Origin of the sequence: Sorangium sp. So ce117 (genome assembly GCF_051524395.1) — a bacterium.
Lineage (GTDB): Bacteria > Myxococcota_A > Polyangia > Polyangiales > Polyangiaceae > Sorangium > Sorangium cellulosum_B.
This window is the reverse complement of sequence record NZ_CP150309.1, coordinates 1002859-1020641: the sequence shown is the minus strand read 5'-3', so window position 1 is coordinate 1020641 and position 17783 is coordinate 1002859. Positions and strand designations below refer to the sequence as shown.

Annotated in this window: 15 protein-coding genes; 4 read left to right on the top strand and 11 right to left on the bottom strand. The window is 69.7% G+C overall.

Annotation, left to right across the window (positions count from 1 at the left end; translation table 11 throughout):
- Window positions 1-296: 296 nt before the first annotated feature.
- The 6 genes from WMF46_RS03875 to WMF46_RS03850 all read right to left on the bottom strand — a co-directional run bounded on the left by WMF46_RS03875 (window position 297) and on the right by WMF46_RS03850 (window position 8210).
- The gene (locus tag WMF46_RS03875) at window positions 297-2021 is read right to left on the bottom strand and encodes a CHAT domain-containing protein (protein ID WP_437984357.1); all 1725 of its coding nucleotides are present in this window, start codon (window positions 2019-2021) and stop codon (window positions 297-299) included.
- The gene (locus WMF46_RS03870) at window positions 2018-3406 is read right to left on the bottom strand and encodes a hypothetical protein (protein WP_437984356.1); all 1389 of its coding nucleotides are present in this window, start codon (window positions 3404-3406) and stop codon (window positions 2018-2020) included. The genes WMF46_RS03875 and WMF46_RS03870 overlap by 4 nt, the downstream gene beginning before the upstream one ends.
- Window positions 3403-4782: a hypothetical protein gene (locus WMF46_RS03865; RefSeq protein WP_437984355.1), complete on the bottom strand. Its 1380-nt coding sequence runs from the start codon at window positions 4780-4782 to the stop codon at window positions 3403-3405. The genes WMF46_RS03870 and WMF46_RS03865 overlap by 4 nt, the downstream gene beginning before the upstream one ends.
- Window positions 4783-4886: 104 nt before the next feature.
- Window positions 4887-5933 (bottom strand): hypothetical protein, encoded by a 1047-nt coding sequence (locus WMF46_RS03860; protein WP_437984354.1) that lies wholly within the window; start codon window positions 5931-5933, stop codon window positions 4887-4889.
- 248 nt (window positions 5934-6181) lie between these two features.
- Window positions 6182-7954, bottom strand: a complete 1773-nt coding sequence (locus WMF46_RS03855; protein ID WP_437984353.1) for a hypothetical protein — start codon at window positions 7952-7954, stop codon at window positions 6182-6184.
- A gap of 34 nt (window positions 7955-7988) precedes the next feature.
- Window positions 7989-8210 (bottom strand): hypothetical protein, encoded by a 222-nt coding sequence (locus tag WMF46_RS03850; RefSeq protein WP_437984352.1) that lies wholly within the window; start codon window positions 8208-8210, stop codon window positions 7989-7991.
- 283 nt (window positions 8211-8493) lie between these two features.
- Between WMF46_RS03850 and WMF46_RS03845 the strand changes: the two genes are divergently transcribed.
- Both WMF46_RS03845 and WMF46_RS03840 read left to right on the top strand, forming a co-directional pair.
- A complete protein-coding gene (locus tag WMF46_RS03845; RefSeq protein ID WP_437984351.1) occupies window positions 8494-9153 on the top strand; it encodes a MarR family winged helix-turn-helix transcriptional regulator in 660 nt (219 codons plus the stop codon).
- A gap of 250 nt (window positions 9154-9403) precedes the next feature.
- Entirely contained in the window at window positions 9404-9988 is a 585-nt protein-coding gene (locus WMF46_RS03840) for a protoglobin domain-containing protein (RefSeq protein ID WP_437984350.1), read from the top strand.
- Between the two features lie 314 nt (window positions 9989-10302).
- Here WMF46_RS03840 and WMF46_RS03835 read toward each other — a convergent pair whose 3' ends face one another.
- A complete protein-coding gene (locus WMF46_RS03835; RefSeq protein ID WP_437984349.1) occupies window positions 10303-11439 on the bottom strand; it encodes a trypsin-like serine peptidase in 1137 nt (378 codons plus the stop codon).
- 425 nt (window positions 11440-11864) lie between these two features.
- Complete coding sequence (locus tag WMF46_RS03830; RefSeq protein ID WP_437984348.1) at window positions 11865-12146, bottom strand: FG-GAP repeat protein; 282 nt, start codon at window positions 12144-12146, stop codon at window positions 11865-11867.
- Between the two features lie 61 nt (window positions 12147-12207).
- Between WMF46_RS03830 and WMF46_RS03825 the strand changes: the two genes are divergently transcribed.
- A complete protein-coding gene (locus tag WMF46_RS03825) occupies window positions 12208-13788 on the top strand; it encodes a hypothetical protein (RefSeq protein WP_437984347.1) in 1581 nt (526 codons plus the stop codon).
- A 125-nt stretch (window positions 13789-13913) separates the two neighbouring features.
- On the opposite strand, the gene WMF46_RS03820 is transcribed toward WMF46_RS03825, so the two are convergent.
- Complete coding sequence (locus WMF46_RS03820) at window positions 13914-14360, bottom strand: hypothetical protein (protein ID WP_437984346.1); 447 nt, start codon at window positions 14358-14360, stop codon at window positions 13914-13916.
- A 297-nt stretch (window positions 14361-14657) separates the two neighbouring features.
- Here WMF46_RS03820 and WMF46_RS03815 point away from each other — a divergent pair, with 297 nt between their 5' ends.
- The gene (locus WMF46_RS03815; RefSeq protein ID WP_437984345.1) at window positions 14658-15134 is read left to right on the top strand and encodes a VOC family protein; all 477 of its coding nucleotides are present in this window, start codon (window positions 14658-14660) and stop codon (window positions 15132-15134) included.
- Window positions 15135-15188: 54 nt separating this feature from the next.
- Here the strand turns inward: WMF46_RS03815 and WMF46_RS03810 are convergent, their stop codons facing one another.
- A complete protein-coding gene (locus tag WMF46_RS03810; RefSeq protein ID WP_437984344.1) occupies window positions 15189-16496 on the bottom strand; it encodes an aminotransferase class V-fold PLP-dependent enzyme in 1308 nt (435 codons plus the stop codon).
- A gap of 137 nt (window positions 16497-16633) precedes the next feature.
- Window positions 16634-17671, bottom strand: coding sequence for an NADP(H)-dependent aldo-keto reductase (locus tag WMF46_RS03805; protein WP_437984343.1), 1038 nt, complete (start codon window positions 17669-17671; stop codon window positions 16634-16636).
- Between the last annotated feature and the right edge of the window lie 112 nt (window positions 17672-17783).

The window sequence follows — 17783 nt, the reverse complement described above, 5'->3', positions numbered from 1 at the left end:
ACCTCCTGAAGGTGTCCGGGCAACTCAAGGAAGAGCGCGCGGCTGAGCGGGTCGGCGCTCTCGGGCGCGGAGCCGCGGACGAGCGCGTCGATGAGCAGCTCCTCGCGCGAGCCGAGCGTGTCCCCCCGCACGAGGTAGAGCGTTTGACCTTCGATCTCGATGCGATAGCGCTCCTCGGTACGGCGGAAGCGCTCGGACCGGTCGAGGAGCGCCCGCAGCTCGGGGTGAGCCTCCAGCAACGAGGGTTGCGGCGGCTCCTCCGGCGTGATCGTTTTCATATCGACCCCGGCGCGGCCTCATGGCAGCGGCACCACGATCGCATTGTTCCAGCCGCACAGGAACAACCTCGGTTCGGATGCGAGCGCGTCAACCCGCAACTCGTACACGGCGGGGAACACGCCGGGCAGCGTCAGGTCGACCTCGAACAGCGGACCAGCGCCGAGCGTCACCGGCTCTCCGGAAGGGCTGGACGCGACGAACCGCACCTCGCCCGGTTGATCCAGGGCGAAGAACGCGCGCAGCCCCGCGGCCTTGAGCGCCGACGCCGGCCGGGCTGCCCGCACCGTAATCGCCTCGGCGAAGGACAGCCGTCCTTCCAGGCGCGACACGGAGACCGACTCCATGAGCTGGACAGACACCTTCACGGTATCGCCGGGCCTCGCCTCGTTCCGCGCGGGCCACACCAGGGTGGCCCCCCCCTGCTGCCTGCGGTCGAGGAACGCCAATTCCACCGTATCGAGCAGGAAGCTCGAGAAATGTCGAGTCTCCGGGGGCAGCGTGGCAGGCAGCTCGCTCCGCTTCTTCCAGGCCTTCTCTCGCAGCGCCTGGTCGTGCTCGTCGAGCGGGTCGAACGCGGTCGGCGCGGTGCACAGGAAGTCGAACAGCGGCTCCACGTTCGCCGCGCGGAAGAGGACGGGCGCCGACCAGCTGGGCGGGTACGGCTTCTGCGCGAACATCTCCTCGCGTCCCGCCCGCACGGCCCGTTCGACGTCGCCCGGGCTCTCCTTGAGCAGGCTGAGGACGAACGCCTGGAGGAAGCGCTCGGCGTCCGCCGCCTCCAGCCGGTGACGCATCCCGATCGCGCACTGGACGCCGGACTCGCCGTGGATCAGCGAGTGCGCCACGTTCTGGTTGCCGCGCATCCACTGCGGCAGCCGCTCACGCAGCACCTCGCCCGCCGCGGTCATGCAGCCCGCGAGCACCACGACCGGCACGGGCCGGTTCAGGAGCTCGCTCCGGAGCTGATCGGCGCGGATCGGGTTGGCGAAGTCGCTGCCGTCGAGCTCGAACAGGAGGACGCCGATCGGGGGGAACCCATCGAACCCGACCTCCTGGAGGTCGCCGTGCCCCAGGTAAACGAGGAGATCGTAGCGCACGTTGCGCAGCTCGGCGCGGAAGGCGTCGTAGGTGACGGGCCCGCCTGCGCCCGCCTCGCTGCTCAGCACCGCGACCTCCACGACGTCGGCGAGCCCGCACCCGCGCGCGATCGCGACGACGCGATCGCGGATGGGCAGCACGGGCGGCACGTCCCCGCCGAGGTCCTTCGGGTTCGTGCGGACGAAGAGCACGCGGAAAGGCCAGCTCCAGCGCAGCGCCGGCGGCGCGGCCACCCCGCGGTGGCGCTTGTACGAGTGGACGATCCCCCGTACCAAGGGGTGCAGCGCGAGCCGGTCGGCGTCGAGCTTGAGCAGCTCGAAGGGGACGTCGTGCAGGTACGGAAGCACCGCCGGGTGCGGCCGGAAGACGATCCGGAACGGCTGAGTCGCCGCGTTCACTGCGGTGCCCAGGTGGCCGCGGAGATCGCTCTGGAGCAGCCAGCCGGTGACCTGCTCGGCCAGGATCTCGGTCATCTGCTCCGACCCGTAGCCGCTCCGCAGCTCGTCGAGCTCCGCGGGCGGGAGGCTCGGAAAGGGCCGTTCGAGCTCGTCATCGATGGCCGCGAGGTGGCTGGCGTGGACGCACAGCCGCAGGCGCGAGCCCCCGCCAGGCTCGATGTCGACAACGAACTCGGGGGCTCTCATGGCTCCGTGTCCTCGGACAGGGATTGCTCGAGCGCCTCATCGAGGGCGGCCTGCCGCTGGCCCTCGCGCTCGATGAGGCCCTTGCCCGGGAACTCGAGCCCGAGCGACGCGTAGCGGGCCTCCAGCATCTTCGCCGCGTCGAGCAGGTCGCGGGAGCACGAGAGATCGGCGGTCACCTGCGCCGGCGTGAGCGGCACGTCGCCCTCCGGGGTCTGCCCCGCGCCGAACGTCGGCCACGTGGGAGAGCGCCGCGCCTCGTCGCCCTGCCGGGTGAACTGCCGGCCGAAGCGGTGCCGGAGGAACAGGACGACGGGCGTCAGGAGGGGGCGCTGCGACGCCGCCATCATCGCGTCCTCCACGTCGAGCGACACCGCGAGCCGCTCGTAGAACGCGCGCCAGAACTCGCGGTACACGCGGGGATGCATGGGACCGAGCTGGGCGGCGATCGTGGGGCCATCGCCGCTTTGGTGGCCGAAGTGCGCGAACGCGTGGTACACGGTGGGCATGCCGCCGTGGCCCACGCGGGGAACCTCCGGCGGGGTGAGCGAGAGGATCGTGGCGCTCGACCCGCGCAGCATGGAGGTGAGCTCCAGGGGCGAGAGCGTGTCGTCCTCGTCCCCCGAGAACTCGAGGAGGCCCTCCAGGCCGAGCGGCACCATGCCGTCGGCCACCACGTGGATCACCTCGAATCCCGCTTGGATCGCCGCGGAGAGCGCGTTGCGCGCATCGTCCTCCTCGATCCAGGCGACCTCGATGCTGGAGCCCAGGCCCTCCAGCGCCTCGGAGAGCGAGGCGGGCGCGCCGCCGGTCGGGTCGACCACGGCGACGCGCAGCGGCTGTCCCTCCCGCAGGGAGAGCGGCGGCACGACCCGCCCCGGGATCCCCCGCACGATCGAGAGGCACGGCGGGCGGTGCACGCCGAGGAAGAGGATCTCCCAGGGAAGCTCCTCGAGCTCGGGCGATTCGGTCGACCACCAGATGCGCAGCCGCCGGGGCGCGCGCGGCCGGAGCCGCAGGATCGCCCCGAGCCCGCGGGAGATCGACCCGACGAGGCGGCGCCGCAGCTCGAGCAGGGCCTCCTCGCCCCCGTAAAAGATGCTCAGATACTCGGCGTAGCTGAGCCAGGTGACGCAGATCTCTTCATGGCCGATGAGCGGCAGCCCCTCCATCTCGGGCGGCGGCGGCGCGCCGCCCGGCTCGACCGCGCCGGGGTCCCCGAGCAGCAGGGAGGAGATATCGAGCTTCGTGTAGATCCACGCGTGGTAGCGCCGGCACACGCGGCGGCCGGTCGTGCGCGGCGTGACCGGCTCCGCGAGGCAGAGCGGGGCGATGCGGACGAGGATCTCTGGATATCGAGAGATCTGCGCGCTCGGTCTCGTGGTCATCCGCCATCTCCAGCGAAGTCGACCGACCGCGCGATCCGCGCATAGGACGCGGCGCGCTGCGGGGACAGTGACGCCGCGCCCGCCAGCATCGGCGGCCGCGGGATCGCCGCGAAGAACTCCATCGATCGCCGCTGGACGGCGCCGAGCTCGACCGGCGACGGCGCCGAGGCGACCACGAGCTGCGCCGCGACCGGCACGAGGCGGTAGGGGAAATGCGAGGGTTTGTCCGGCGCCGGGCGGAGCTCACCGCTCCTGAGAAAGCGCGCGAGCGCGTCTGCCCGCTTCACGTCGGCCGCGACGTCCGGGTGGAGCTCCCTGAGCGCGCGACCGCCGAGCGCGTCCAGCTTCCTCTCCAGGAACGTGCCCGTGATCGCGCCGAGGTCGCCGAGGAACGGCGCGACCCAGGCCGGCGCGGGCAGCGCCCGCCAGTCCTGCTCCATCTGGTCGGCCGCGCCGGCGAGCGCCGCGACCCCGAGCCGCCGCAGCAGCGTGCCGAGCAGCGGGACGCGGATCATCGGGTGCGGGTGAGGATCGTGCCGGTCAAGCTCGCCTTGCTGGCTGCCGGGCGCGAGCACGAGTTGCAGCGACGCGAGCGCCAGCGCGAAGCCGGCGTTGCCGAGGAGGACACCGATCGCGTCGGCGAGGATCTCCCGGGTCCAGCCGAACCAGATCTCCTGCCGGTCGGACGGGATCTCCCCGTCGGTGCCGAGGAGCAGCGCCCTGGTCAGCTCGCTCGAGAGCGCCAGATCCTGATCGACGTTGTGGCCGACCTCGTGGCAGAGCATGACCAGGAGCCAGGCGCACTCGGTCTGATCGGCCGGCAGGAGCACGATCGGTATCGGCAGCCGGAGGTCGCGGTAGCTCCGGAGCGAGCTGCGGAGGGCGCGGAGCGGGTTCTGGCGGCTCACGGCGACCGGCCCGTAGTGCGCCTCCAGGCAGACCAGCGGCGGCTCGCGCATCCCCTCGCGGGGGACGAGGCCCCAGTTGCGCGCCTTGTTCATGCACACCTGGTAACACTCGGCGGCCACGAGGTCGGCCGCGTCGAGCGGGGGGGCGAGCGCCGGCTGCTCCCGCTGCGCGAGCGTCTGAGAAAAGATGTTCCACACCCCGTGCGCGCCCGCGATCTCGACGAGGAGCTTGCCGAAGCCATCCGCGAAGTCGGCGTCGGACAGGTCCGCTCCGAGCCGCTCCAGGATGCCTCTCTGGCGCTGGATCAGCTCGTTCATGAGGATCTTCAGCGCCAGCACCTGGCTCGTGTGGATCCCGAAACCTCGCGTGTTCGCCGCGGCGGACGACTCGAACCGCGCGACGTCGCGCGGGAGCACGTCGATCCGGCGCTGGAGCTCGGCGGTCGCCCTGGCACGCAGAGTGGACACGGCTCCTCCTCTCCCGGTCTGCTTAACGGCGCAGGGCAGGATGTAAAGCTGCGCTTCCGTTCTCCCAACTCTCCCGACGTTGCACGAGCTCGGCAGCATCGCTGTCAGATGAGGGCGCTCGACGCGGGCGGCGCCGGCGCGGGCAGACCGAAGAGCCCTGCGAAGAGCCTCGGTCCTGAATAGGCGATCAAGAACCCGACGGCGACACCGCCCCAGAAATCCTCGATCGCGAGGATGGGCTGCACGTCCCTCTTGCGCGCGAGCAGGACGACCGCCATCGTGACCAGGACGAGCGACACGGCGAGGCTCAAGCCGGCCTCCACGTCGAACGGCGCGGCGCCGCCCCGCGCGGCGAACCAGCCCCCGACGCCCCCGAGCACGGCGCCGCAGATCATGCTCGCCAGCGACGAGCTCACCTCGAGGACGTGCTCGATGGTGTCGACGTTGCTCGCGCCGTCGATCTCGTACTCGACCTCGATGAGCAGCCGGTACGACGCGGTGCGGAACCACAGCGTGCGCCGCGATCGCACGGTGAAGCTCCGCGCCGTCGAGTTCCCGGCCTGGAGCACCGTCGGAGGATCCGGGGCCCACGACGACAGGATGGCGCCCCGGACCGCGCCTGCGTCGTCGCCGAGGAGCCCCTCGGGCGCGGTGCCCCCCTCCTCGCCGTCCTCGTTCCAGGCGCCCGCCGTGGGTCCCCGGCCCCGGAGGCCCGTGCTGTGCCGGAGCGGCGGGTGGAGCGCCGCGAGCCCGGCCTCGCCGCCTGCTCCGCGGAGATCACGCGCGATCGCGGGCGCTCTCGGCGCCGCGCCGCGCCCGGGCGGGCGGCGCCGCAGCAGCCGCCGGACGGAGCGGCGCAGCCGCGAGCCGAGGGAGTCGCCGCCCGGCGCGAGCGCCCGCGCGGCGCCCTCGATCCCGGCGAGTCGGTCCTCGAGCCTCTCGATCCGCTGCTCTGTCCACTGCCGGTCGACATCGATGAGCTCGGCGGGCAGGCTCGTGCTCACGCGGCACAGCGAGAGCGGCGCCTCGAACGGGTTCTGCACCGTGACGAAGAGGGAGAACTCCTGTCCTGCAACCAGCCCGTCCGTCGATGTCGACACCGAGGTCCGGATGGCTCCCCTGAACGGCTTCGCTGGCTCCGGTCCCGCCATGAGCTCGTTGGATGAGCGCACGTCGGGCGGCGTGCCGCGCCCCGCCTCCGATCTCCGACGATCACGCTGGATGACCTCGCCAGGCTGCAGCAGGAGCGCACCGCTCCTCCATGCTCGCTTCCAGCGGTCGATCGGGTCCACAGGGGAGACCCGGGGTGCGAGCGGTTCGCCCGCGGCGTGGGATCGAGCATGCATCCCCCCGACGGGACCCCGCCAGCCATAGCCCAATTTCTGACGTGCGGCACTAGCTAGTTGAGCACCGCTGCCACCGAGCTCCCGGACGGTCGATGACGCGCGCCCTCCCCGCGGCGCGCCTCCCTCGCGAGCGTGTACAGCAGGAAATAGCAGAACGCGAGCATCGCCACGGTGAGCACCGTGTACCTGTCATCGTTCCATGAGCTCCACCTCCAGATGCCTTGGCTGAGCGCCGCCAGGCCGAGGAGGGGGACCTCGAGATGCCGCCTCAACCGGGTGAGCGGGGCGCTCAAGATCATGAACACATAGTAATAACAGGTGATCTGCGACAGCAGGATGATGAAGATCTGCGCCAGACACCCCCCCACCCAGAGCGAGCGCACCCGCCGAGCCACGTGAACGAAGATCGCGAAGCTCGCGACGACGATGGCGTAGGCGACGCCTCGGTACCTCGCATAACGCTCGCTGCGCATTCGCTTCCACACCTCGAAGGGATCGGTGAGGGTGACGTCCTTCGTGTACTTCATCCTGCCGGACTCGACCCCTGATCCGAACCTGTGGGCCACGAGGACCCGCAGGCCCATGTGGTTCGTCACCGGGGTCTGGTCGTGCACCTTGAGCGTGTGCTCGTAAAACTGCTGATACGAGTCCTTGCCAGCGACCGTGAGGCTCACCGGGATCAGCACGGCCGCGGCCAGGACGCCGCCGATCAACACCTGCACGTGGGACGGCGCCATGCGCTTGTGCCGGAAGAGGTAGCTCCCTGCGACGACGAGCCACCCGAGGACGGCGATGCCCGGGAAGACGCGGAGCAGGCCTGCGTAGACCATGCTCGCGCCGGCGAGCTTGAAGCACCTCTTGCGCACCAGGCAGGCCGAGAGGACGAGGAAGAAGAGCCAGTCATTCCGGAGGAAGCCGCCGCCCGTCCAGAAGAACGGCGCCGGCGACTGACACCCCCAGAAGATCACCGCCACGGCGCAGACGCGCCACCCGAAGGCCCAGTAGAGGGCGGCGAACACTCCGAGCAGGTAGGCGATATCGAAGCTGGCGAGGAGCTGGAGATAACCTGTCGTGGCCGGATGAAGCTCGGCCAGGACGCGCCCCATGATCGTCCAGACCGGCGGCGGGTTGTAGCCGTGGTCCTTCGCCATGTCCTCCCAGTAGCCCTTTTCCGAGGCTGTCCGGAAGAACCGCACGTCCGCCTTGAAGGCCCCCCAGCGCTCCGAAGAGAAGCGCTCCTTGCAGGCCTCGGGGTGCTCCAGGAGCCCGCCCACGGGGATCAACAGGTTGTCCACGCCGAGGTTCCGGATCTTCTTGTCCGGCTCGCGCACCTCCGCGCTCATGTCGATCGTGACGGGAAGACCGGTGCGCTCGTCCGCATACGTGACGACCCCGAGCTCGTCCTGCGCGATGACCGTGCACTTGTAGAGGTCGTCGTAGGCCATCTCGGGGAAGTACTTGGCCCCGACGTAGTAATGATAGTGCTCCCAGCGGTGGTAGAAGGAGGGGTAGGCGAAGTGAAAGCCTTCGAAGTAGGCGACGACCGCCAGGGCCGAGACCCCGAAGGCGGCGCGCTTCTTCCACCGCTCGGCGATCGGCCGGCCCTGCCGTCCGCGGCGCGCCTCGTAGAGGAGGCCCAGCACGGCGGAGGACGCGATCGCGCCCTTCGTGATGTCGAGGGCGAGGGGGTAGTCGGCGGCGTACCGATGGATCAGGGAGAAGAGCACCGCGGCGCCGGCGAGGACCGCGAGGCACCAGGCGATGAAATGGCGGCGGCTCGGGGCGGGCCCGGCTGCCCTGGCACGTTCCTGGAGGGTGGTGTTCATCCGAATGGAGGCCGGCGCGACGCGTCTGAGCTCGCTACTGCAAGCGCGAGAGCTGCTGAACCCGCTGCACCGCGGCCGGCTCCGCGGAACGAGGTTGGAGGGCCGCGCCGGCGCGCGTCGAGCCCGTGGGGTGGGTCGGACCGCCCGCCGCGCCCGCCCAGGGCCCGTCGCCCAGCTCCCTGCTGCAAGCGCCGCAGAGAAGCGCCAGCACGGCGGGCAGGGCGCGGCGGATGTTCGTCAGTGCTCTCGAGCTCAAGAGAATGTCCTTTCACCCGGGCGCGGATCGACCCGGCAAACGTGTCGCCAGGGTGCACCTCCACGACCGGCACACGGATTCCCCGGATACCACTTGCGGTGCCGTGGAGATAGCGCCGATCTGGACCCATAGGAGGCACCAGAAGCGAAATAGATACGGGTCCAGCTTGACGGCCGCGGCCTTCGACTCCTGCTGGACGAGCGTTCGCCGCTTCCCCGGCCACCGGCGCGGAACGCCGCAGGCCTCCCTTGACAACTTAGGACTCCTAAGTTAAATGATGGTCATGGGTCGCTCGCTCCCGCTCTTCTTCGAGGAGAACTCCGAGCCGATCGATCGGCGCATCGCGGTCGGGCTTCGAAAGCTGGGGCTCGCGATGAAGCTGCAGGCGTGGGAGCAGGCGAACCACGAGGGCCTGTCGCCCACGCAGGGGCAGATCCTCGCGACCCTCTCGCTCGAGGGGCCGCTCAGCGGGAGCGAGCTCTCGCATCGCCTGGGCGTCACGCTGGCGACCATCAGCGATTCGGTCCGAACGCTCGTGGACAAGGGAGCTGTCGTCAAGCGCCCGGACCCGCGCCACCCGCGGGCGAGCCTGATCGAGCTCACGCCGCACGGGCGCGCGCTCGCGCAGAAAGTAACGACGTTGCCCGACGCCATCGTGTCCGCGGTGGGCGCGCTCTCGGCGCTGGAGCAAGAGGCGTTCCTGGCCGGGGTCGTGAAGATCATCCGGTCCTTGCAGCTCAGCGGGCATATCCCGGTGAGCCGCATGTGCGTCACGTGCAAGTACTTCCGGCCGAACGCGCATGAAGGGGCGATGCCCCACCACTGTGCTTTCGTCGACGCGCCGATGGCGGGCCGACACCTGAGGATCGATTGCGGCGAACACGAGCAGGCTGAAGAGCAGCAGCGCGAAGACGCGTGGCGGCGCTTCGTCCAGCCTGACTAGAGCGTTGCTCATCCCCGCGAGATGAGGGGATAGCTCTCCCGAGGCCTGTCACTGGCTCCTCGCTCCGGGGCTGCGCTCCCGCGACCTCGGAGCGCGGCCGGCACGCGCGCCGGCGCTGTCGTGAGGAATCGAGGCCGAGCTTCGGAGGAACAACCTACCGGCCAGTCGCCGTCGCGACGACCGGTTCGATGCCCCGAGCACGTCGCTCGAGGTGAGCGCGGGGTATTGCCCGCAGAAAGAGTGGACGATCATGACCATCCATGGATACACGTATGGTACAGGCGCCGTCGCGAAGTCCCCGGTCCTGCCGGCCGACTTCGAGGACATGAAGAAGAGCGCCCTCTTCGGGGAAGAAGACGTGAAGTACCTGCGCCTCTCGCACGACGTCGTGAAGGATCAGGTCGAGCAGATCCTCGATGTCTGGTACGGCTTCGTCGGCGCGAACCCGCACCTCCTCGCGTCCTTCACCGGCAAGGCCGACGGCAAGCCGCTCGGCGACTACCTCGGTGGGGTCCGCAAGCGCTTCGGCCAGTGGATCCTCGACACGGCGCGCGCGGAGTACGACCAGAAGTGGCTCGACTACCAGCACGAGATCGGCCTCCGCCACCACCGCGTCAAGAAGAACAAGACGGACGGGGCGCCGTCGACCGACCTGGTGCCGTTTCGCAACCTCTTCGCGCTCATCTTCCCGGTGACGCTCACCCTGAAGCCGTTCCTCGCAAAGAAGGGCCACTCCGCCGAGGAGGTCGAGGGGATGCACGCGGCGTGGGTCAAATCCTGCCTGCTGCAGGTGACGCTGTGGAGCTACCCCTACGTGAAGGAGGGCGACTTCTGACGCGCTGACCGCCCTGCGCCGCTGCGCGTGCTCTGCGCCGCACCTCGAGGCGCCCGGAACCCCTCTGCGCGTCGGGCGCCGTACGGATGGGGTCTGTGGACCAGCACCCCATCGCCCGCTCGCTTGTGTGGTAGACAGGGGCTGGATCTCCTCGCTCAGGGAATCGCCTCCCTGGAGGGCGCCATCTCCACGCTGGCGAACGAGCTGGTGGCCTCGTTCGAGGCGGAGGTCGGGCAGATCTCATGGCGCGCTTCTCACCATGTTCCGAGGCCCCGTGTCCCTCGATGTCGCCTGGGACATCAAGGAGCAGGGCACTACGGGAACTGCGCGCGGACCGAGTTGAAGTAACTGACGAGCGTGTCCGTGATACGCGGGCCCAGCCCGCCCGTGTTGGCGATCACACCGTTCGATATCGACGTGGAGATCACGTAGGGGCCGCCGGCAGCCGGAGCGTAGCTGAAGACGCCGGCGCCGCTCACGCCCTCCGAATTGTCGACCCTGTGGCTGAGCCGAGATTTCGCATTGAGAAACGGCCAGTCGGCGAGCGGCTCGGAGACGATTGGGCCCGGGTTCTGGCCCTCTCCGGCGCCCCCGAAGAGCACGCCGTCCGTGCAGCCCGGCGGGCTCTGCGCCATTCCACAGCCGGGAAACCCCCAGAGATGATGAGCCCAGGACTGGACGACCGCGTCGTTCGAGTGCGCTGCGTAGCCGAGGTAGCCGGGATGACTTCCGCCGAAGGGCGAGGGCCAAAGTATCAGAATGACCCAATCATGCGCATTGCATTCCCACGTGGGATTGACCGGACAGTTCCGGGTCACCCACGCCGTCGGGTAGGCGTAGGTTTGAGCTCCGACCACGCCGTATGGCGGAGCAGGGCTCGTCGTGTCTTGCCTTGGGACAATGCGAGGCCAGTCGATACCTCCAGCCGAATCGACGGTCCCGTGCGCGTTGGTGATGGCGATCCTGGCCCCGATCATCGTCCCGGAGCCAGCGCCATGGTTGTTCGTCACACGCACCATCGTGGTTTGAGGCCAGGCGGTCGCCTGATAAAAGGCGCTGATCCTGAAATCGAGTCGATTGTCTCCCGGACCGACGATCGACTGCGTCCCCAACCTGGGCGGCCTCAGCTCTTCTTCGGCCGCGACCGGCGCGATATCGCCCGTAGGCCTCTCCGCGCGGCCGTCGTGCCCGAGCTTTCTCGCATACTCGGCAGCCACCTTGAGGCCTTCGAGGGTCTGGATGACCTGATATTCTTCGCCTGTTTCCCCGTTGCCAACGATGACGGAGAACTCATCGTCCTTGACCGGCTGGAGGAGCCGTTTGTGGGCTTCGTGCGCTGCTACCTTGTCTGCATCTCCAGAGTGGTCATACGGGTACTCGGGCGCCATGGCGGCCTTGCCCTGCGGTGGCTCCAGTGGAACCGACGCCGGCGCCGTCGGGATCTTTCGCAAGAAGACCTGCCTTCTGCCGGTGTCGAGCGGTGAGTCATACGCCGCGCCCTGCGAGGACGGCCAAGGCTGTGACTCCTCCGGTCCCGGCGGCTGTGCTCCTTCGGAGCAAGCAGCCAGCGTCGCCGCCGTCAATACCGCAAATGAAACCCTCGAATGCACCGTTCGTGCGCGAGCCTCTGGCCTCTGCATCTTACCCGTCCTCCTAGCCAGTCCTCCCAAGCGGAAGCGGCAAATCGATGGCGACGCTACACCATTCCCTCTCACGAACGTAAGGCTTTCGCGCGCTCACGTGCGACTGCCGAGCGCAATCAGCGGCGCTGAGCCAGGAAAGACACCGCTCGAATGAAACCATCACAGAATGAGCACATTTTTCTTTCAACGAGCCTGTTGAAGAAGGCTCTTTGGAGCTCCGGCGCCGAAGCGAATCACAGGCGGAGCTCTGCGAGCATCCGCAACATGTCGCGCGCCTCGATCGGGTCGCGCCGGTCCGGGCCAGCCACGTGGCGCAGCAGGCTGAGCGGCTCAGGGTGGCGGATAAGTCGAGATGAGGGCAAGCAGGCGCTGAGCCGCACGCCCACGCCTGTGAACCAGCTCGTGACGGCGAGGTCGGCATGACCGTCGCCGTTCAGGTTTGCGGCCGCGGCCGACGGGGCGCGCTGCCACCCTCTCCTGCCGCGGTGGTGGAGAGTGTGAATGTGTTCTTTCAAGCCAGGACAGGTCGCGCAGTTGGGGATTGACATCTCTGAGGCGTTCGGATCTCATCTTCGCATGATGCGCGAAAAATTCGGGCACGGCGGACGGTCGGGCGCCAGGCGCGAGCTGGGTCTCATTCTGGGGCTCCTCCTCGTCGCGGCCTGCGGACAGAAGGTGCGAACATTCGAGTCGTCGTCGAGCTCCAGCGACGTGGTCAGCGGCGGCGGCGGTCGTGCGGGCAGCGGCGGCAGCGGCGCGACAGGCGGTGACGGAGCAGGCGGTGACGGGACCAGAGGCGACGGGACCGGAGGCGACGGGACCGGAGGCGACGGGACCGGGGGCGACGGGACCGGGGGCGAAGCCCCCCCGCCTCACTGGGATACGTTCGAGCGCGTCGGTCATGACGATCTCGCCAATCAGATCTCGAATTTCCTTCCGCAGGTCGCGGTCTCGGCCAACGGCGACGCGCTGCTCGTGTTCTATGATCAGTCCACCGTATGGGCGCGCCGCTATGTCAAGAAGAGCGACAGCTGGGACCCGCTGCTGCAGGTCAACGACGCGGCCACGAGAGGCGTGAACGCCAGGGTCGCCATCGACGCCGAGGGCAACGGGGTGGTCGTCTGGTATTCGTCCTCGGTGGGCGGCGCCGTGTTCGGCAAGCGGTTCACGGCATCGCTCGGATGGCCCGCCGGGTGGGGCACGGTCGAGACGATCGCCGAGGGCACCTCGGGGGTCTCGAAACATTCGACGACGGTCGCGATGACCCCCGCCGGCCACATCGCCGTGGGGATCGACGTGAACACCTCCGACACCTCGGCGCGTGAGGGATACCTGGCCATTTACGAGGGCGGGCAGGGCTGGCAAACACCGGTGAAGGTGTCGGGGAGCACGACAAGCTGCAACGGCACGGCTGTCGGCGTCTCGACCGTGGGCACGACGCTGCGCGCGGTGACCGCGTGGTACCAGTCGGACGGCGGGCGTCTCAACGTGCTGGGCAACGTGGTTACCTACGATCTGACGACGCACAAGGGCAGCGCGGCGGGCCCGAAGCCGCTGGAAGCGGACGACACGCTCGACCACTTGAGCCCGCGCGTCGTGATGGACGGCAACGGGAACGCGATGGTCGTCTTCCTCCAGCGCGACTCGACCTCCTCGGTGTCACACGTGATCGCCAATTCCTATTCAGGGGGCGTGTGGGCCGGAGCCACCGGCGTGGATACCGCGGGGCAAAAAGCGTCTGACTACGCCGTCGCGATGAACGCGGAGGGTGACGGGGGCGTGGTGTTCCGTCAGTGCGGTGCCGGGTGCGCGATCTGGGCGCGGCGCTTCTCGGGGACGACGTTCCAGCCGGCCGACAAGCTCTCGGCCGACGAAGATAGCGTGAGCGGTCCCGAGATCGCCGTGGATGGGGCCGGGCGAGGGCTCGCGGTGTGGACCCAGAAAGCCGCGGCCCTCCGGTCGATCTTTGCCAGCGAGCTCTCGCCCGCGCAGGGATGGACGGAGGCCCACGCGCTGGAGGACGACAACGCCGCCGAACACTGGGAGCCGACGGTGGGCTTCGGCCCGAACGGGACCGGAATCGCCGCGTGGGTGCGCGAGGCGACGACGAACGAGGTCCTGCGTCGCTCGATCTTCGCCGATGTTTACAAATACTGAGGACCGCGCCGGGCGCCCGCTTTACAAATATCTGAGTCCAGGCGTCCACGGTCCTGGTGGGGCTTCAGCCGGGCTCCAAGAGCTTTCACGCGCTCATCTGCAGGCCGGCCCACGTGGAGAGGAGCTCAGGGCGGGGGCACGTTGATCAGGCGGGCGGCGCACCGGCCGCCCTGGCAGAGGCAGCCGCCGCCGCAATCCATCGTTCCGGGCCGACACTCCTGCGTGCACATCAGGCCTCGATCACACATCGGCGCGGTGGCCTTCGCGATGCACGCGGCCGCGTGACACGCGCACACGGGCACACAGTCCGCGTCGCTCTTGCACGGATCGCTGCCCACGACGATCCGCTCGCCCATCGGAGCGGCCGCCGGCGGCGCGGCGGGCTCTTCCGCCGGAGGCTCGTTCGTGCCGGGAGGTTCGTTCGTGCCGGGAGGCGCGTTCGTACCGGGAGGCGCGTTCGTACCGGGAGGCTCGTTCATGCCGGGAGGATCGTGCGCGGACGCCCTGCACCCGGCGCCGCAGAGCCCCGCGGCCAGGATGACCCCCATCGACCCATCGAGGATGTGTCTCATGCGCGTGCTCTCTCACGGATCGCCACGACGTTCCACCCTGCCCGCGAGCTCATCCTCGCCCGGCGCCGCCCCGGCGCGGCGGCCGGCGGACCACGGCGGCCGCCCGGCGGGCTGCCGCCCCGCCCCCCTCGGCCGCCCCGGCGACCCGGAGCCCGCCGCCCCGGCGGGTCGAAAAAAAATCGTCGGCCCCATGTCGAGCCGGCGCACCGTGCTCCGACATCAAGGCAAAGCGCGGTCGCGGTGACCGCGCCGCCCTCACCTCACCGCCGGACCCGACCCCGGCCAGGAGCCCCCATCATGACCACCCCGCAGAAGCTCAAGACGTGCCTCTGGTTCAGCAACAACGCCGAGGAGGCGGTGAAGTACTACCTGTCCATCTTCAAGGGCTCACGGATCCTCTCGGAGCTCCGCTCGGGAGACGCGGGTCCGGGGCCCAAGGGCTCGCTCGTGATGGCCGAGTTCGAACTGCACGGCCAGCGGCTCATGGTCCTGAACGGCGCCCACCAGAAGTTCAACGAGACGTTCTCGCTCGTCGTCACCTGCGAGACGCAGGAGGAGGTCGACGAGCTCTGGAGCAAGCTCACGGCCGACGGCGGCGCCGAGAGCCAGTGCGGGTGGCTCAAGGACAGGTTCGGAGTGTCCTGGCAGATCGTCCCGTCCGCCTTGATCCGGCTCATCCAGCACCCGGATCCGGCCAAGGCGGGTCGGGTCATGCAGGCGATGATGCAGATGAAGAAGATCGACATCGCTCGAATCGAGGAGGCCGCCCGATAGGCACCCTCGTCCCGCCCGCCCGAGGTCCGGCGAGGGCTCGCCGGACCGCGCCCCTCACGAAAGCGCGCGGATCGCGCGCAGCACCGCCTCGACGTCCGCCTCGGAGTTGAGCAGGCTCGGCGCGACGCGGACATACGAGGTCGCATACGGCGACGTCGACGCGATGATCTTCCTCTCGCGGAGCCTCGCCACGACGGCCTCGGGCGTCATCCCCGCCACCTCGAAGCACACGATCCCCGCGGAGAGCGCGTCGTCGAGCGGCGTGTGCAGGGTGACGTGGCCCATCCCCTTGAGCCCTTCCTTGCACTGCCGGTTCAAGGCGTGGATCCGCGCCGCGACCCTGGCCTTGCCGATGCCCCGGTGGAACGCGAACGCCGCGGGCAGCGCCCACCGGTGCTCGAAGGAGTGGAACCCTCCGGGAGACATCATGTCCGCGGTCGTGGGCGGCGGCGGCTGCTGCCGGAGCCAGGCTTCGTATGCAGCCCTTCCGAAGGACGGGATGCTCGGGCGCAGCATCGGCCAGAGCTCCCGCCTGCCCCAGAGCACGCCGGTGCCCCGCGGCCCGAACATCCATTTGTGACAGCCCGCGGCGAAGAAGTCGCAGCCGAGATCGGCCATCGTGGCGTCCTCGACCCCGAAGCCGTGCACGCCGTCCACACAGCAGACGACGCGCTCCCCCGGCGCCCGGCCCTGGTTCGCCCGGGCGACGACCTCGGCGATGGCGCGCACCGGCGTCTTCACGCCCGAGCTCGAGTGCACCCACGTGATCGCCACGACCCGCGTGGCCGGGGTGAGCGCTTTCTCGATCGCCCCCGCCATCGCCGTCGCCGTCGCCGTCGCGGCGCTGCTCCTCCCATAGAGCGCGATCTTCCGCACCACCGCGCCGGTCCGCTCCGCGGCGAGCCGGAGCGACTCGTGCGTGGAATAGTGATCGTGCTCCGTCGTGAGCACCTCGTCGCCGGCCTCGAGCGGCAGGCCGAGGTACAGCGACGCGAGCCCCATCGTGGTGCTGTCCGTGAGCGCGATCTCCTCGGCCGCGGCGCCCATGTACGCCGCGGCCGCCTCCCGCACCGGCGCTGGATCCTCGTGCGCGTGGAGCGCGGCCACCGGGTCCTCGTCGAGCTCCCTCCGCAGCCGCTCGATCGCCTCGCGGACGGGCCGCGGGTGCGAGGCGAGCAGGAAGGCCGTCATGTGGATCCACGCCGGCGACAGATCGAACTCGTCCCGAACGCCCTGCCACGGATCGGACGGCGCCTTCCGGCGAGCGCTCGCGGTCGTCATCGCCCCCGAGCCCGCGCAGCCCGCGGCGCCCATCACCAGCAGGCCTGCGAGCAGGCTCCGCCTGGGTAGCTTCGTCGTCATCTGATCCCCCCTCCGTGCCGGCGCGGCGGCTGCCCGCCGGCGCCGCAGCATCGCTCGCCGGGGAGCGCCGCGCTCCCGCGAACAGAGAGGTCGGACCGCGCCGCCCCGGGCGAGCGGCGCCGCCGGGGCCGGCGAGATCAGGGCGCCGGGTTCGGGTACCGGGCGTGGATCTGCTCGATCTCTCCGAGAACCTCCGCGGCGAGCACCACGTTCGCGCTCTTCACGTTCTCCTCGAGCTGCTCGAGCGTTGTCGCCCCGAGGATGGTGCTCGCCACGAACCATCGGCTGCGCACGAAGGCGAGCGCGAGCGACGCCGGGCTCAGGCCGTGGGCGCGCGCGAGCTTGACGTAGGCCTGCACCGCCTCGTCCACGTTGGGCTTCCTGTAGCGCTGGCCGAAGGTCTCGAACCGGGCGAAGCGCGAGCCCGGCGGCGGCCCGCCCAGGTGCTTGCCCGTGAGCAGGCCGAACGCGAGCGGGCTATAGGCGAGCAGCGGCACGTCCTCCCGGCGCGAGGCCTCCGCGAGCGCGGAGTCGAACGTGCGGTTGACGAGGCTGTAGGCGTTCTGGATCGACACCGGCCTGGGGAGCCCGAGCTGCGCCGCGACGCGGCTCCACTGCGCCACCCCCCAGGCGGTCTCGTTGCTGAGCCCGAAATACCGGACCTTGCCGTCGCGGATCACCTCCGCGAGCGCCGCGAGCTGCTCGGCGATCGGCGTGCTCGAGCGCTCGTTCGCCGGATCGTAGGCGCTCGCGCCGAACTGGGGCACGTACCGATCGGGCCAGTGGATCTGGTAGAGATCGATATAATCGGTCCTGAGGCGCCGCAGGCTGTCCTCGACCGCGCGCCGGACGTTGGCGCGGTTGATCGCGAGGGAGCCGCCGCGGACCCACGGGATCGGGCGGCCCGGCCCCGCGATCTTCGTCGCGACGATCACCTTGTCCCGCGGCCGCTGGCTCAGCCACTCGCCCACGTAGCTCTCCGTGCGCCCCTGCGTCTCGGCGCGGGTCGGCACCGGATACATCTCGGCCGCGTCGATGAAGTTGATGCCCGCGTCGAACGCGTAGTCGAGCTGCGCTCTGGCGTCCTCGAGCGTGTTCTGCTCGCCGAACGTCATCGTCCCAAGGCAGAGCTCCGAGACCCGGAGCTCGCTGTCACCCAGCTGTCGGTAGTGCATGGCTGTCCCGTCCGTTGGATGCCCAGTACCACGGGGCAGCGCCGACGTCCACCATAACGGACGTAATTTCTTTTATAACGGACCAACACCTCTCCGCGCTCGACCGCGCCCG